Annotated in this window: 14 protein-coding genes; 6 read left to right on the top strand and 8 right to left on the bottom strand. The window is 68.7% G+C overall.

Annotation, left to right across the window (positions count from 1 at the left end):
- Position 1: 1 nt before the first annotated feature.
- Genes H0524_RS17635 through H0524_RS17625 form a run of 3 tightly spaced genes read right to left on the bottom strand, consistent with a single transcriptional unit; the run spans position 2 to position 2711 of the window.
- Positions 2 to 787, bottom strand: a complete 786-nt coding sequence (locus H0524_RS17635; protein WP_018725465.1) for an ABC transporter permease — start codon at positions 785 to 787, stop codon at positions 2 to 4.
- On the bottom strand, positions 784 to 1986 hold the full coding sequence (locus H0524_RS17630) for an ABC transporter ATP-binding protein (protein ID WP_180199627.1): 1203 nt from the start codon (positions 1984 to 1986) through the stop codon (positions 784 to 786). Before H0524_RS17630 ends, H0524_RS17635 begins: the two co-directional genes overlap by 4 nt.
- On the bottom strand, positions 1983 to 2711 hold the full coding sequence (locus H0524_RS17625; protein WP_180199626.1) for an ABC transporter permease: 729 nt from the start codon (positions 2709 to 2711) through the stop codon (positions 1983 to 1985). The genes H0524_RS17630 and H0524_RS17625 overlap by 4 nt, the downstream gene beginning before the upstream one ends.
- Positions 2712 to 3447: 736 nt before the next feature.
- Here H0524_RS17625 and betA point away from each other — a divergent pair.
- From betA to H0524_RS17595, 6 genes are all read left to right on the top strand, one after another.
- Complete coding sequence (gene betA, locus H0524_RS17620; RefSeq protein ID WP_180199625.1) at positions 3448 to 5124, top strand: choline dehydrogenase; 1677 nt, start codon at positions 3448 to 3450, stop codon at positions 5122 to 5124.
- Positions 5125 to 5188: 64 nt separating this feature from the next.
- Entirely contained in the window at positions 5189 to 6664 is a 1476-nt protein-coding gene (locus tag H0524_RS17615) for an aldehyde dehydrogenase family protein (RefSeq protein WP_180199624.1), read from the top strand.
- Positions 6665 to 6831: 167 nt separating this feature from the next.
- Positions 6832 to 7911: a glycine betaine/L-proline ABC transporter ATP-binding protein gene (locus H0524_RS17610; protein ID WP_018725470.1), complete on the top strand. Its 1080-nt coding sequence runs from the start codon at positions 6832 to 6834 to the stop codon at positions 7909 to 7911.
- Positions 7911 to 9905 (top strand): proline/glycine betaine ABC transporter permease, encoded by a 1995-nt coding sequence (locus H0524_RS17605; RefSeq protein ID WP_180199623.1) that lies wholly within the window; start codon positions 7911 to 7913, stop codon positions 9903 to 9905. Before H0524_RS17610 ends, H0524_RS17605 begins: the two co-directional genes overlap by 1 nt.
- Positions 9906 to 9983: 78 nt before the next feature.
- The gene (locus tag H0524_RS17600; protein ID WP_180199622.1) at positions 9984 to 10955 is read left to right on the top strand and encodes an ABC transporter substrate-binding protein; all 972 of its coding nucleotides are present in this window, start codon (positions 9984 to 9986) and stop codon (positions 10953 to 10955) included.
- Between the two features lie 200 nt (positions 10956 to 11155).
- Positions 11156 to 11980: an SAM-dependent methyltransferase gene (locus H0524_RS17595; RefSeq protein WP_180199621.1), complete on the top strand. Its 825-nt coding sequence runs from the start codon at positions 11156 to 11158 to the stop codon at positions 11978 to 11980.
- A gap of 57 nt (positions 11981 to 12037) precedes the next feature.
- Here the strand turns inward: H0524_RS17595 and H0524_RS17590 are convergent, their stop codons facing one another.
- From H0524_RS17590 to H0524_RS17570, 5 genes are all read right to left on the bottom strand, one after another.
- Complete coding sequence (locus H0524_RS17590; RefSeq protein ID WP_180199620.1) at positions 12038 to 12490, bottom strand: MerR family transcriptional regulator; 453 nt, start codon at positions 12488 to 12490, stop codon at positions 12038 to 12040.
- Entirely contained in the window at positions 12490 to 13989 is a 1500-nt protein-coding gene (locus H0524_RS17585; protein ID WP_180199619.1) for a SulP family inorganic anion transporter, read from the bottom strand. The genes H0524_RS17590 and H0524_RS17585 overlap by 1 nt, the downstream gene beginning before the upstream one ends.
- 362 nt (positions 13990 to 14351) lie before the next feature.
- Positions 14352 to 14975 carry a Rieske (2Fe-2S) protein gene (locus tag H0524_RS17580; RefSeq protein WP_180199618.1) on the bottom strand — a complete coding sequence of 208 codons (624 nt, stop codon included), beginning with the start codon at positions 14973 to 14975 and terminating at the stop codon, positions 14352 to 14354.
- Positions 14972 to 15568: a DUF6529 family protein gene (locus H0524_RS17575; RefSeq protein WP_180199617.1), complete on the bottom strand. Its 597-nt coding sequence runs from the start codon at positions 15566 to 15568 to the stop codon at positions 14972 to 14974. Before H0524_RS17575 ends, H0524_RS17580 begins: the two co-directional genes overlap by 4 nt.
- Positions 15565 to 16203 carry a hypothetical protein gene (locus tag H0524_RS17570; protein WP_180199616.1) on the bottom strand — a complete coding sequence of 213 codons (639 nt, stop codon included), beginning with the start codon at positions 16201 to 16203 and terminating at the stop codon, positions 15565 to 15567. The genes H0524_RS17575 and H0524_RS17570 overlap by 4 nt, the downstream gene beginning before the upstream one ends.
- Positions 16204 to 16375 lie beyond the last annotated feature (172 nt).

The following is a 16375-nucleotide window of genomic DNA, read 5'->3' as shown; positions in this document are numbered from 1 at the left end:
CTCAGTCGAGCCCACGGGGGCGGAGCAGGTCGGAGATCACTCCGCCCAGCCAGTCCAGCGTCAACGCCAGGGTGGCGGTCAGAATGGCTCCGGTGACGAGGATCGTTTCGCGTTGGAGCTTGATCCCGGTCACGATCAGCGCACCCATACCCCCTGCGTCGATGAACGTGGCGAGGGTGGCCACGCCGACGGCGAGGACGAGTGCGGTCCGTACCCCGGCGAGGATCACCGGAACGGCCAACGGAAGCTCGATCCGGAGCAGGACGGCCAGCGGTGACATACCGATGCCCCGTCCCGCCTCGATCAGATGGCGGTCTACCTGGTTGATCCCGACAATGGTGTTCTGGAGTACCGGGAGGACAGAGTAGGCGACCAGGCAGATCAAGGCGGTCGAGAAGTCGATGCCGAGGAAGATGCTCAACAGGACGAGCAGCCCGATCGCGGGCGTCGCCTGGCCGATGTTGGCCAGGCCGGTGGCGAACGGAGTCAGCCACCGCAGGGACGGACGGGTGAGCAGGATGCCGCCCCCACCGGCGATCGCCACGACCAGCACGGTGGTCAGCGCGGCGAGCGTCACGTGTTCTCCGGCCGTCCGCAGCAGGTAGTCGGCGTTCAGGAAACGCTGCTCGATGTCGTCCAGATTTGTGGCGCTGACCCAGAGGTAGGTGCTGAGCAGCACCACCGCGAGGATCACCGGCATCGTGGCGTGCCGCCGCAGCAGCCCGCGCCAGCGGGACGGCGGGGTGAGCACCGTCGCTACGGCCTGGGTCCCGGTGGCGCTGCTCATCGCTGCTCCGGGGTGAGCTCGGCGGCGGGGGCCGTGCCCACACGCTGGTCGGGAACCCCGGCGCCCGGTGCGTCTCGTTCGGGCGTGTGGTGGATCACCTGCATCAGGCCGTCGAGCGTCACCGTGCCGGCATAGCGGCCGTGCTCGTCAACCACGACCGCGGCGCCGTCGCGGGAGGCAAGCATCGCGTCCAGGGCGTCGCGGAGCGTGGCCTGCGGCTCGACCGTCGTCACCGTCTGGCCGGCGGCCCCGTCAAGGGCGCCCGCGTCGGCGGTCAGTTCATCGGCGTTGACCCAGCGCAGCGGCCGGTTGTCAGCGTCCACGGTCAATACCGAGGAGCCTTCGGCCTGCTCCAACTGGCGCTTTGCGCCGTTGGTGGCCTTGTCCGGCTGGATCAGCGGGACGTCCTCCCACGTGATCGCGTCGACCCGGCGCAGGTCGAGCTGCTTGAGCCGGGCACCGCGGCCGATGAACTGGGCAACGGTGTCGTCAGCCGGACTCGCCAGCAGGTTTTCCGGGGTGTCGAACTGCCGGATCTTGGACCTCTCGCCGAGGACGGCGATCCGCGTACCCATCTTGATCGCCTCGTCGAAGTCGTGCGTGACGAAGACGATGGTCTTGTGTAACTGCTCCTGCAGGCGGAGGAACTCGTTCTGCAACCGGTCCCGGGTCATCGGGTCGGTGGCACCGAAGGGCTCGTCCATCAGCATCACCGGTGGATCCGCGGCGAGCGCGCGGGCCACCCCGACGCGCTGCTGTTGCCCGCCGGAGAGTTGGCGGGGCAGCCGGTTGCGGTAGATGGCAGGTTCGAGGCCGACGAGGTGGAGGAGTTCGTCGGCCCGGGCCTCGATCCGCTTGCGGTCCCAGCCGAGCATCTTCGGCACCAGGCCGACATTGGTGGCGACGCTCATGTGCGGGAAGAGCCCCACCTGCTGGATGACGTAGCCGATCTGCCGGCGCAGGTCGTTGCCGTCCAGCGCGGTCACGTCGGTGCCGTCGATGAGAATCCGGCCGCTGCTGGGCTCGATCAACCGGTTGATCATCTTCATGGTCGTGGTCTTGCCGCAGCCGGAGGGGCCGACCAAGACAATGATCTCGCCCTGCTGGATCGTCATCGACATGTTCTCGACGACCGGGGCTTTTTGCCCCCGGTAGAACTTGTTGACCTGCTGCAGGTCGATCATTACGTCGTGGCTCATTCTCGGCCTCCGAGGGAGGGGGAAGGGACTGCTGTGGTGGGCGTGAGCGTCGGGCGGCGAGCCGGCCGGGGGCGGAACAGCTTCGGTCGTTGCCCGGCCTGGGTGAGCTTGCCCAACAGGGCGAGGGCGAAGTCGACGGTGAGTGCCAGCACAATGACGCCGACCGTTCCGACCAGCGCCTGGTTCAGGGAGTTCACGCCACCGAGGTTGGCCAGGCCGGAGAAGATCTGGTTGCCCAGCCCCGGGCCCCCGACATAGGCCCCGATCGCGGCGATCCCCATCGTCATCTGGGTGGACACCCGAATCCCGGTCAGGATGACCGGCCAGGCGAGCGGAATTTCCACAGTGGCCAGGGATCGGACTCGGCCCATGCCGATTCCCCGCGCGGCCTCGGTCAGGGCCGGGTCGATCTCGCTCAGGCCCACAATGGTGTTCCGGAGGATCGGTAGCAGGGCATACATGGTGAGGGCCACCAAGGTGGGCGTGTAGCCCAGCCCGAGTGGTGCGATCAGTAGGCCGAGTAGCGCGAAGGACGGGATGGTGAGCATGGCCGCGGCTATGCCGGTCGCGACCGCCCGGGCGCGGGGGTTGCGGTAGGTCCAGAGGGCGATCAAGACGCCGATTACCGTCGCCAGGGCGACGGACATCAGCACAATTGTCGCGTGTTCGAGGGTCTGTGCGAGTAACAGCTCACGCCGGCTCTGTAGATATTCGAGGAACGTCATGTGTCACCTGTCACCTCCTGCTGTGGCAATCGTGGGCCCTGAGATCAAGGAGCGGCTGGGTGGGCCGTAGCGAAAGCGGGTCAGCCATCAGCGAGTGGTGATCAGCCGATGGTGGCAAGGGGGCCCGACCAGGGGCTGAGCCGCGCGGCTCAGGGAGCCCGGGCTCGCGTCGGTTCGAAGCCGCCGTCCTCCCTCGCCTCGTCAATTGGGTCACAATCTTAACTCAACGTCACACCAGGGACTGGGCGCCCTGGTGGGCATCGAGGGTGGGATGTGGGATAGACCGGGCGGAAGGTGTCGATGGCGCCTGTCGATCCGCGCCATCGGTTGTCGTCCCGCAGATTGGTTCCACGGCGGGTGTTTTGCGAGGGTGAGACGTTCGCCCCCGGCTGGGGTTCGGGTGGTGTCCGTGTCGTGCCGTCCCGATTCAGTCCCGCATGGGTGCCAGAACGTTATCTTGTGTTCCTCGTCCTGTGACCTCTGTCGTATTGGCAGGTCAGGAAGCGTGCGGGTCGGCGGGGGGGCCGGAAAACGCGAGGTAAGGTTGCATCCCTGCACGCATCCGGTTCGACCCCCGAACCGGTCGGGAGCGCGCGGCCGGTCGGGAGCCGGTGCGGACGCACCGGACGGACGCGACTGTGGAGCGACGTGCGCCATGCCATCAAGTCGCCGCTTCGTCCTGTCGTCATGCCCGGGTTCCACGGGTTCCGCGACCAGTTGAGTGAGGTGAGTGGAAGTGACAACCCAGCGTTACGACTTTGTCATCGTTGGTGGCGGTTCTGCCGGCAGCGCGCTCGCCGACCGGCTCTCCGCCGATCCGGGCAACCGGGTTCTGGTCCTGGAGGCGGGCCGTCCTGACTACCCGTGGGACGTCTTCATCCACATGCCGGCGGCGCTGCCGTTTCCGATCGGGAGCCGGTTCTACGACTGGCAGTACAACTCGGAGCCGGAGCCGCACATGCACGGGCGGCGTATCTATCACGCCCGGGGCAAGGTGCTGGGCGGGTCGAGCAGCATCAACGGGATGATCTTCCAGCGGGGCAACCCGTTGGACTACGAGCGGTGGGGCGCCGACCCGGGCATGGAGACCTGGGACTTCGCCCACTGTCTGCCGTACTTCAACCGGATGGAATCCGCGCTGGGGGCGGATCCGGACGACCCGTTCCGTGGCCACGACGGCCCGCTGGTGCTGGAGCGCGGCTCCGCGGACAATCCGGTGATCCAGGCCATGCTCGCGTCGGCGGAGCAGGCCGGCTATCCGCGCACCACCGACGTCAACGGTGCGCAGCAGGAGGGTTTCGCCCCGTTCGACCGGAACGTCAGTCGGGGCCGGCGGTTCTCCGCGGCCCAGGCATACCTGCGCCCGGCGATGAAGCGACCCAACCTCGAGGTGCGTACCCGCGCGTTCGTCACCCGCGTCATCTTCCAGGGCACCCGCGCCGTGGGCGTCGAATACACCCGCGGCAAGGGGACGACTCCGCACCGGGTGTACGCCAACGACGTGATCCTCAGCGGCGGCGCGATCAACACGCCGCAGTTGCTGCAGCTGTCCGGCGTGGGTAACGCCGACGAACTGGCCGGCCTGGGCATCGACACCGTCGCGAACCTGCCCGGCGTGGGTGAGAACCTGCAGGACCACCTGGAGGTCTACATCCAGCACGCCTGCACCCAGCCAGTGACGATCCAGCCCTACCTGAACTGGCGGTACGCGCCGTGGATCGGCGCGAAGTGGCTGTTCGGACGGACGGGCCTGGGCGCCACCAACCACTTCGAGGCGGGCGGCTTCGTCCGGAGCAACGACACCGTCGACTACCCGAACCTCATGTTCCACTTCCTGCCGATCGCGGTCCGCTACGACGGCTCTTCCCCCTCGGGGGACCACGGCTACCAGGTACACATCGGGCCGATGTACTCCGACGCCCGCGGTACGGTCAAGATCGTAAATCGGGATCCTCGGGTGCACCCGGCGCTGCGGTTCAACTACCTCTCCACCGAGCAGGATCGGCGGGAGTGGGTGGAGGCGGTCCGGGTGACCCGCGACATCCTCGGCCAGCCGGCGTTGGCGCCGTTCAGCGGTGGTGAGATCTCTCCCGGGCCCGAGGTGCAGACCGACGAGGAGATCCTCGACTGGGTCGCCCGCGAGGGGGAGACCGCGCTGCACCCGTCCTGCACGGCCAAGATGGGGACCGACGACATGTCGGTGGTGAACCCCACCGACATGTCGGTGCACGGGGTAACCGGGCTGCGGGTGGTGGACGCCTCGGTGATGCCCTACGTCACCAACGGCAACATCTACGCCCCGGTGATGATGGTCGCCGAGAAGGCGGCGGACCTCATCCTGGGCAACACGCCGCTGGCGCCGTCGCCGCTCGACTACTACCGGCACGACCGCGGTTCGTCGGCGGTGGCATGATGCCGGGTCGCGAAGGCAGAGCTGGGCCAGGGAATCACTCGACGAGTGCATCGGGGAGTTGCGCGTGAAGGACCTCTACATCGATGGAGAGTGGCGGGATTCGGTAGCCGGCGGGCACCGGGAGATCCGCTGCCCGGCCGACGGCACCCCGGTGGTCACCGTCGCCGAGGGGACCCGGGACGACACGGTCGCGGCGATCCGCGCGGCTCGGAAGGCGTTCGACGAGGGGCCGTGGCCGTGGCCGCGCACCCCGGCCGGCGAACGCGGTGCGCTGCTGCACCGGGTCGCCGACCTCCTCCAGCGCGACAAGCAGGAGTTCGCCCGCGCGGAGTCGCTCGACACCGGTAAACGGCTGGTGGAGAGCGAGTACGACATCGACGACGTGACCGCCTGCTTCCGGTACTACGCGGGCCTCGCCGACACCGACGGCGGACGCGTCGTGGACACCGGGCGCAGTGACGCGATCAGCCGGGTCGAGTACGAGCCGATCGGTGTCTGCGGGCTGATCACGCCCTGGAACTACCCGTTGCTGCAGACCTCGTGGAAGGTCGCCCCGGCGCTCGCCGCCGGAAACACCTTCGTCCTCAAGCCCAGCGAGCTGACCCCCTCGACCGCGATCCTGCTGATGCGGCTGCTGGACGAGGCCGGGCTGCCGCCGGGCGTGGCCAACCTGGTCCTCGGCGCCGGTGCCGAGGTCGGCGCGCCGCTGGCCGAGCACCCGGACGTGGACTTGGTCTCGTTCACCGGGGGCCTGCAGACCGGGCGCGGCCTGATGGCGGCGGCCGCGGCGACGGTGAAGCGGGTGACGCTCGAGCTCGGCGGCAAGAACCCGAACGTCGTCTTCGCCGACGCCGACTTCGACGCCGCCGTGGACTTCGCGCTCACCGCGGTGTTCCTGCACTCGGGTCAGGTCTGCTCGGCCGGTACCCGGCTCGTGGTCGAGGAGTCCATCCACGACGCCTTCGTGGACGCGGTCGTGGATCGCGCCCGTCGGATTCGTCTCGGTGGGCCCTTCGACACCGAGGCGGAGACCGGCCCACTGATCTCCGCCGCCCACCTGTCCAAGGTGGAGTCGTATGTTGCGGCCGGAGTCGCCGAGGGTGCGGTGCTGCGCTGTGGCGGCCGTCGCCCCGACGAGGATCGTCTCGCCAACGGCTTCTACTACCTACCGACGGTGCTTGACGGCTGTCGTGGGGACATGTCCGTGGTCCGCGAGGAGTCCTTCGGCCCGGTCCTCACCGTCGAGACCTTCACCGACGAGGACGAGGCGGTGCGCATCGCCAACGACACCCACTACGGCCTTGCCGGCGCGGTCTGGACCAGCGACGCCAGCCGTGCCCAGCGCGTCGCGCAGCGGCTGAGGCACGGCACGGTCTGGATCAACGACTACCACCCGTACGTACCCAAGGCGGAGTGGGGCGGCTTCCGGCAGTCCGGCAACGGCCGCGAGCTGGGCCCGACCGGGCTCAACGAGTACCGGGAAATGAAGCACATCTGGCAGAACACCGATCCCCGTCCGCAGCACTGGTTCCGCGGCTAGCGCCCCCACGCCGTCCCGTAACCGTCGCCCGAGGAAAGAGACGAGTCAGCCATGTCTGTCCCCACCGACTATCACCGCCGTCCCGGCGGGCCCATCCCCGCGTGCGTACCCCGGTGCTGCACGGGCGTGTCGAGGTCGCGGAGTAACGACCGGGCGGGGTGGGTCGCATGAGCACGGATACGGCGGTTGAGCCGCGCGGGCAGGTCAATGAAGCCCAGACTCCGGTGATCTCGGTCCGGAACCTGTGGAAGGTGTTCGGCCCGAACGCGGAGCGGGTGCCCGGCTCGGCCGAGCTCGCGGGGCTGTCCCGGCGGGAGCTACGGGAGCGGGCCCGGTGCACCGCCGCGGTACGGGAGGTGTCGTTCGACGTCGCGCCCGGTGAGGTCTTCGTCGTGATGGGGCTCTCCGGCTCCGGCAAGTCCACGCTGGTGCGTTGTCTGACCCGGCTGATCGAGCCGACCGCGGGGGAGGTGGTCTTCGAGGGCGAGGACATCCTGCGTGCCGACAAGAGGCGGCTGCGGGAGCTTCGGCGCCGGAAGTTCTCGATGGTCTTCCAGCACTTCGGTCTCCTGCCGTACCGCACGGTGGTCGACAACGTCGGGTATGGCTTGGAGATCAGGGGCGCCGGCCGCGCCGAGCGGATCCGCCGGGCGACCGAGGTCATCGACCTGGTGGGCCTCGACGGCTACGAGAACGCGTACCCGGACCAGCTCTCCGGCGGGATGCAGCAGCGGGTCGGGTTGGCGCGGGCGTTGGCCGGTGACCCGGACGTGCTCTTCTTCGACGAGCCGTTCTCCGCGCTGGACCCGCTGATCCGCCGCGACATGCAGAACGAGGTCATCCGGCTGCACCGTCAGGTCGGCAAGACGATGGTCTTCATCACGCACGACCTCTCCGAGGCGCTCAAGCTCGGCGACCGGATTCTGCTCATGCGCGACGGCAACGTGGTGCAGGCCGGGACCGGGGACGAACTGGTCGGTGCGCCGGCCGACGACTACGTGCGCGACTTCGTCCAGGACGTGCCCCGCGCCGACGTCCTCACCCTGCGGTGGATCATGCGTCCGTCCCGGGACGCCGATCAGCTGGACGGCCCCGAACTGGGTCCGGGGATGATCGTGCGGGACGCGGTCCGTACGGTGCTCGCCGCCGACCGGCCGGTGCGGGTCGTCGAGAACGGGAAACTGCTGGGCGTGGTCGGCCATGAGGAGGTCCTCGACATCGTCGCCGGCAATCAGGCGGGCGCCTGATGGCCACCACGACCATGACCGGCGCGTCAACGCGGACCACCCCACGTCGACGAATCACCAAGCCGCTCGCGGTGGTGGGCATCCTCGTGCTCTGGCTCGTCGCCTGGACCCTGCTGCGCGGCCAGGACATGTTGGAGCTGCCCCGGGCCACGCTGACCGAGCTGCACCACTGGCTCAACGACGTCAACGACTCGGTCGGCGTCAGCCGGAACAGCAACCCGCTCTTCCTGTACTTCTTCAACGAGATCCGCGTGGTGATGGACGCGTTGGTGACCTTTGTCCAGGGGCTCATCGCGCAACCGGCGTACGGGCGGCCGGTGCCGGTGCTCGGGTGGCTGGGTGTGGTCGCGCTCGTCTCCTACGTCTCCTGGGTGTTCGCCAACTGGCGGGTGGCGCTGCTCGCCGCGGGCGGGTTCATTCTCTTCGGCCTGCAGGGGCTGTGGCAGGAGAGCATGGACACGCTGGCGCTGACGTTGGTGGCGGTCTTCGTGTCGCTGTTGTTCGGCATTCCGCTGGGCATTCTGGCCGGGGTGTCGGATCGGTTCCACCGTTTGATCACTCCGGTGTTGGACCTCATGCAGACGATGCCGACCTTCGTCTACCTCGCGCCGCTGACCCTGGTCTTCCTGATCGGCCCGGCCTCCGCCACGATCGCGACGCTGATCTACGCCATGCCGCCGGCGATCCGGATCACCGCGCACGGGATCCGTTCCGTGCCCGGACCGCCGGTGGAAGCCACCGACTCGTTCGGGGCGACCCGGCGGCAGCGGTTGACCAAGGCGCTCCTGCCGCTGTCGAAGCGGACGATCGTGCTCGGCGTCAACCAGACGATCATGGCGGCGTTGGCGATGGTGACCGTCGCGGCCCTGATCGACGCTCCCGGCCTCGGTAAGCCGGTGATCAAGGCCCTGCAGACCACCGACGTCGGTACCGCGTTCAACGCGGGGGTGGCGATCGTGGTGATGGCCATCGTCCTGGACCGGGTCACGACGGCGGCCAGTGTCCGCGCCGAGCAGGGGGGCGGTGAGGTCGATCCCCGGATCCGCCGGCTGCTCCTGGCCGGGTTCGGGCTGGTCGCCGCGGTCTGCTCGTACCTGTCCTACACCTACCTGTGGGCCTCCGAGTTCCCGGAGGGCGGCCAGCTCGGCGAGTATCTGTCGCAGGGGGCCACCACGGTGACGACCTGGGCGCAGCACCACCTCGCGGATCTGACCGCGGCGGTGAAGGACGGCGTGACCATCGCGTTGCTCAACCCGTTGGAGGCGCTGCTGGCCGAGTCGCCCTGGTGGTTGGTGGGCGCGGTGATCGTGCTGCTCGCCGCGCTGGTCGGCAACCTGCGGGCCACCGCCGTCGCCGCGGTCTGTGTGGGGCTGCTGGTCGGTAGTGGGCTCTGGAACGCCAGCATGGTCACGCTGGCCATGACGCTGGTGGCGACGCTGTTGGTGGTGACGCTGGGTGTGGTCGTCGGCGTGTGGATGGGGCGGAGTAACCGGGCCGATCGGGTCATCCGGCCGGTCCTGGACGCCGGGCAGACCATGCCGGCCTTCGTCTACCTGATCCCGGTCGTCGCCCTCTTCTCGGTGAGCCGCTTCAGCGCGATCGTCGCCGGTGTCGTCTACGCCGCGCCGGTGGCTATCAAGATCGTTGCGGACGGGGTGCGTGCCATTCCGGAGTCGACGGTGGAGGCGGCTACCGCAGCGGGCTCCAACACCTGGCAGACCATCACGAAGGTCCAGCTGCCGATGGCGCGGCAGTCGTTGCTGCTCGCCACCAACCAGGGGCTCATCTACGTGCTGTCGATGGTGGTTATCGGTGGCCTGGTCGGGGCCGGTGCGCTCGGCTACGAGGTCGTCGCCGGTTTCTCGCAGGGGCAGCTCTACGGCAAGGGCCTGGCGGCGGGCGCCGCGATCGTCGTACTCGGGATCATGCTGGACCGGATCGTGCGGGCCGCCGCGCAGCGGTCGGAGCGTGCTCCCAGTGGCAACCAGACGTGACTCATCCGCCGTTCCGGTTCGCCGGGACCGCGGAATCGGAGTTGACCGACGAACAACACCTTGGGAGGGTGGCAGTAAATGAGATCCATTGTCAATAAGAGGGTCCTGGCGGGCGTCTCGCTGTCCACGGTGGCGGCTCTCACGCTCACCGCGTGTGGTGGTTCCAAGATCGAGTCGACGGATGCCGCCGACTCGGGTGACTGCGGCACCTTCACCATCGCGATCAACCCCTGGGTCGGGTACGAGGCGAACGCGGCCGTCCTCGCCCACGTCGCCGAGACCGAACTCGGCTGCAAGGTCGTCAAGAAGGACCTCAAGGAGGAGCTCGCCTGGCAGGGCTTCGGCACCGGCGAGGTGGACGCGGTCGTGGAGAACTGGGGCCACGACGACCTCAAGCAGAAGTACATCGAGGATCAGAAGACCGCGGTGAGCGCCGGTTCGACCGGTGTGGAGGGGGTCATCGGCTGGTACGTGCCGCCATGGATGGCCGAGGAGTACCCCGACATCACCGACTGGAACAACCTGAACGAGTACGCCTCCCTCTTCGAGACCACGGAGTCCGGCGGCAAGGGACAGCTGCTCGACGGTGACCCGTCCTTCGTCACCAACGACGAAGCCCTGGTCAAGAACCTGGGGCTGGACTACAAGGTGGTCTACGCGGGCAGCGAGCCGGCCCTGATCCAGGCGTTCCGTCAGGCCGAGGAGAAGAAAGAGCCGGTGCTCGGCTACTTCTACGACCCGCAGTGGTTCCTCTCCGAGGTCGAACTGGTGAAGGTGGACCTGCCCGAGTACCAGGAGGGCTGCGACGCCGACCCGGAGAAGGTCGCCTGCGACTACCCGGTGTACGACCTCGACAAGATCGTGAGCAAGTCGTTCGCCGACGCCAACGGCCCCGCCTACCAGCTGGTCGACAACTTCAACTGGACCAACGAGGACCAGAACCTGGTGGCCCGGTACATCGCCCAGGACAACATGTCGCCGGAGGAGGCGGCCGAGAAGTGGGTCGAGGCCAACCAGGACAAGGTTGAGGCCTGGCTGCCGCAGAGCTGACACATCGTTTCGTAGGACCTGTGCGGTGGCGCCGGTAACACACCGGCGCCACCGCACCGCCGTTTCTCGACCTTCTTGCCGCTGGGCAGCTCTTCCGTGGTCCCGTGAATCCGGGCCACCGGATTCACGGGACCACGGAAGGGGCACGGTGCCGCTACGCTACGGCGTGACCGTTGGCGTAGCGGAAACCGGGGGTTGGCGTGTCGCAGAACCAGGCCGAGCAGCGGACCGCCCCGCGGCGGACCGGAGCCGCCCCCTCCACCTTGGACGTGTCGGTGCCGCACTCGGCGCGGGTGTGGAACTACTGGTTGGGCGGTAAGGACAACTTCGCGTCGGACCGGGCGGCCGGGGACCAGGTTCGCGCGATCTTCCCGGAGATCGTCGAGGCCGCTCGCTACTCCCGGGTGTTCCTGCGCGAGGCGGTGACCTATCTCGCCGCCGAGGCGGGGATCCGCCAGTTCCTCGATGTCGGCACCGGCCTGCCGACCGCCGACAATACCCATCAGGTCGCCCAGCGGATCGCACCGCAGGCCCGCGTGGTCTATCTCGACAACGACCCGATGGTTCTCGCACACGCCCGGGTGCTGCTGACCAGCGACCCGGCGGGCGCCACCCAGTACCTCGATGCCGACCTGCACGATTCCGAGCGGGTCATCCGCGAGGCCCGGGCGACACTGGACTTCAGCGAGCCGGTCGGCTTGATGATGCTGGGGGTCATGGGCCACGTCGGGGATCCCGCCCAGGCCCGGGACGCCGTACGCGCTCTGGTCTCGTTCCTGCCGGCGGGCAGCTTCCTGGCGATGTCCGATGGCACGGCCACCAGTGAACGGGTGATCGAGTCCCATCGGCAGTACAACGAGAGCGGTGCGGCGCCGTACCACCTGCGCGAGGTCGCCGACTTCACCGCCTTCTTCGACGGCCTTGACCTGGTCGAGCCGGGTGTCGTGCCGCTGGGGCACTGGCGGCCGCAGAACGGCTCGCCGAAGGTTGTGGACGGCTACTGCGGGGTTGCCCGCAAGTCCTGACCAGCAGCGCCACCGCGGCCGAACGGGTCGGCTCCGTCCGGTCCGACCTACCCCGGGTCAGTGGTGGGCCCGATGTTGGTCGAGCTGGTGGCGCAGGGCACTGGCGAAGCCCTCCGCGGTGCGGAGCTGTTCGCGTAGCGTCTCCACCCGGGTGGCAGCGACGGTGTGGAAGAGGCCGAGCCGGTCAAGCAGGGCGGGCCGGTCGGCGGCACCGGCAGTGACCAGGGCGTCCAGGACGGCGAGCAGCGCCCGCATCTCGTCGAGGCTGAACCCGAGCGGTTTCATTCGTTTGACCACCGCGAGACGCTCCAGGTCGGCGTCGGTGTAGAGGCGGAAACCGCCCTCGCTGCGTGCCGACGGGATGATCAGTCCGGCGTCCTCGTAGTGCCGGATGGTGCGAATGCTCAGCCCGACCCGCTCGGCCACCGCGCCGATTCGCATCAGCGGACCGGCGCCGGCCGGGCGCCCGGCGGCCCCGGGTGCGGGACCACCGGGCACCGAGCCGGGCATCAGTGGCCCCCGCCGAGGTTGCCGGCCAGGTTGCCGTGGATGGCGGCACTGGGCTGGTTCAGCTCGATGATCTCCACGGTCTTACCGCGAGCGGCGTACTTCGTGGTGATCGCGTCCAGGGCCGCGACCGACGAGGCGTCCCAGACGTGGGCGTGGGTCATGTCGATGACCACGTGCTGCGGGTCGTTGGCGTAGTCGAACTGGTAGACCAGATCGTTGCTGGCGGCGAAGAACAACTCGCCGTGCACCGAGTAGATGCGGCTCCCGCCGTCGGGGTCCAGCACGCTGGTGACCTCCACCAGGTGTGCGACCCGGTTGGCGAAGATCACCATGGCGGTGAGGACGCCGATGACCACGCCGATTGCCAGGTTGTGGGTGACCAGGGTCGTGGCGACGGTGGCGACCATGACGAGCGTCTCGCCCCAGGGCATCCGCTTCAGCGTGGCCGGGGCCACCGAGTGCCAGTCGAACGTCGAGACCGAGACAATGATCATTACAGCGACCAGGCCCGCCATCGGGATCGCGGCGACCACGTCACCCAGGCTGACCACCAGGATGAGCAGGAACACGCCGGAGAGGAAGGTCGACAGCCGGGTCCGCGCGCCGGACGCCTTGACGTTGATCATCGTTTGGCCGATCATCGCGCAGCCACCCATGCCGCCGAAGAAGCCGGTGACGATGTTGGCGACGCCCTGACCCCAGGACTCGCGGGTCTTGTTGGAGTGGGTGTCGGTGATGTCGTCCACCAGCTTGGCGGTCATCAGCGACTCCATCAGCCCGACCAGCGCGACGCCGAGGGCGTACGGAGCGATCAGGGCCAGGGTGTCGGCGGTCCACGGGATCTGCGGCAGCCCGAGGGTGGGCAGGCTGTTGGGCAGCTCACCCTGGTCGCCGACGGTCGGTACGGCGATGCTGGCGGTGACGGTGATCCCGGTCAGGACGATGATCGTCACCAGCGGGGCGGGTACGGCCCGGGTGATCCGGGGTAGCCCGATCATGATCGCCAGGGCCAGGCCGACCAGCGGGTAGACCAGCCACGGCACCCCGAGCAGGTACGGCACCTGGGCGGAGAAGATGAGGATGGCCAACGCGTTGACGAAGCCGACCATCACGCTGCGGGGGATGAACCGCATCAGTTTCGCGACCCCGAGTAGGGCCAGTAGCACCTGGATGATGCCGCCGAGGATGACCGCGGCGATCAGGTAGTCCAGGCCGTGCTCCTTCGCCAGCGGTGCCACGACCAGAGCGATCGCCCCGGTCGCTGCGGAGATCATCGCCGGTCGGCCGCCGCAGATCGCGATGACGACCGCCATGGTGAAGGAGGCGAACAGCCCGACGCGGGGGTCCACCCCGGCGAGGATCGAGAAGCTGATCGCCTCGGGAACCAGCGCCAGGGCGACGACCAGACCGGCGAGCACCTCGGTACGAAGAACCCTCGGTGTCAGCCAGGACGGGCGGGACAGGCGCGGCCGGGTGACCGCGGGCAGCTCAGAAGACATACGGCCGTTTCCACTCGGGTGTGCATGGGGCGCACACAGATCGGCACGTCCTACTCGGGACGTGCCGAATTTCGTATACAAACATTTTGGGTTGGGAAACCCGGTGCTGATCCGGGCGGCCTTGCCCGGTAGGGACCGTGAGGGGCCAGCAGCCGCACCTCGACGACCGGGATCGAACTCTACCCTTCGGTGAGGGGAGAGTCGGTCCACCGTGATCATCATCACGGTGGACCGGGTCTGCCCCGGGTTGGCCCGTCCGGATCGGCTCGGGGCTATCCGGCCGACGAATCAGGCGTCCCGAAAAGAGCAGACATATGGCCTGATTCCGTGCTAGAGGAGCACAGTCCGCAGTGCGCAGCTCATCAGGCCAGGCGAATGTCGCTGCCCTCGACGACGAGGTCACGTGGGTCGAGGCTGCGCGGAGCTGGCCCGCCCACCACGGAGCCGTCGGCCACCGAGAACCTGCTGCCGTGGCAAGGACAGTTGATCGTCCCGTCGGACACCTCGGCCACGGTGCAGCCCTGGTGCGTACAGGTCGCCGAGAACCCCTTGAACGTGCCCTCCTGCGGTTGGGTGATGACCACGCCGGCGTCGGCGAGGATCATGCCGCCGCCGACCGGGACTTCGGCTGCCTGTGCCAGCGCCTGCCCGCCGCTGGGTGCGTCCTGCGCGTCGCCGGCCGCTGCGGTGCCGTCACCACCACCGGTGTTCCCGCCGCTGTTCGTGGCCGGCGCGGAGTTGCCGTAGGTGGCACAACCGCTCAGGATGACCGCCCCGGTCGCGCCCACCCCGGCCAGCCACCGTCGCCGCGATGCGCATCCTCCTGGTCGCCCGCGGTCCTGACCGTCGAGTAGGTCGGGACAGGTGGTCACTTCTGGGCCCAGGCCGTCGGGGCGGTGCACCTCGCGACCGACCTCGGTTGCCGGCCGGGTGTTGTCGGCCGATTCGCCACCGGGCCTGCCGGCGGCCGTCCTCGATTCGTTCACAGCGTGACTCCGATCGTGGTGAAGTACCAGAACGACGACGTCAACCACAGTGCGATCAGGGCGGTGAACACGGTGCCGCCCAGCACCGGCAGGATCCAACCAGGCAGGCCAGGCTTCGGTAGGGCGAGCATCTTGACCGTGAAGGCGCCGAAGAAGAAGCAGCCGAGCAGCCCGTGCGCCACGACGCGCATGTCGTAGGTGGCGAAGCCGAGCGCGTACAGGCAGTGGATCGCCACGGGGACAGCGAGCAGGAACGCCAGTCGTCCGGACCAACGATGTACGGGTGCGGCCCAACTGGGAGTCAGTGTGCCGAGTTTGCCCCACATCGACAGCGCGGACAGCAGCTGAGTAACCGCGAGCACGGCCACGCCGGTGGCCAGCCATACCTTGACTGTCTGTGGGCTGGAGAAGCCGCCCACGTTCACCGCGACACCGGTTGGCTCGTGCAGACTGCCGTAGACCCCGAGGGTCACCGCGACCGTGGCACCGATCAGGAACGGGACACCGAGCAGCGTCAGCTGGCGGGTGCCGGCAGTGCGCCCCGCGCCCTCGTCGGCGGTGTGGTTCGTCGTAGTCTCGTTGGGGATGGTCACGACAACTCCCTGGGGCGGGTCGGGGTGAGCACATCGCCGTCGACGGTGACCCGGCCGGCGGCGGTGTCCAGCGGTGGCGCGGGTTGAGCGACGCCGTCCACAGTGACCAGGCCGACCTGGGTGCCGTCGGCGAGCACGATCCACCCGCCGTCGACCTGCGCGCCGCGCACCGTCGCGGTGGCCCGGTAGAGCCCGGACGGCGCCGTGACCGCTGTCAGGGTGAACGGTAGGACCTGGTCGTCGATCTTGATTTGGCCGCTGGCCCGTCCCTCGCCGTACGTGCCGCTGAGCGTCTCGCCGGCACGGCCAGCCAGGTCGAGTCGTCCGCCCGCGGCGGTGCCCTGAAGCCACGCCTCGATCGCAGCACCGTCGCACAGGTAGGCCACCGCGACGCCGTCTTGTACCGAGATCGCGAGTGTGCCGGCGGTCAGTCGTCCTGCCCAGGTGGCGTCGATGGGTGTTTGGGTCGGGGATGGCGATGGTGCGGCGGATGCTCCCGCGACGGCGGTGGCGGTGGGGGCGGCGGCCGGGACTGGTGGCTCGTCGTTCCCACCGGTGGCGTGCACGCTGAGCGCGAGCACCACCGCGCCGAGCGTGACGCCGCCGAGCAGTGTTAACAGCGGAGTGGATTTCACGCTGGGTAGTCAACCCTCGTTCGGCGCGGCAGTCTGCGTACTAGTACCCACAGCCGTCGGGTGGTGGGGTGTTACGGGGCACGTATGGTGAGGCGTGTGTGGCGACAGCTGACCGGGTCTCCTGTTTCGTTGGCTCGGCGGTGGCGTCGTCCGCGGCCGGCTCGTCGTCGAG

The sequence above is a fragment of the Salinispora sp. H7-4 genome, from assembly GCF_013416675.1.
Lineage (GTDB): Bacteria > Actinomycetota > Actinomycetes > Mycobacteriales > Micromonosporaceae > Micromonospora > Micromonospora vitiensis.
The sequence above is the reverse complement of the archived record's forward strand: the minus strand, read 5'-3'. Positions and strand labels throughout refer to the sequence as shown.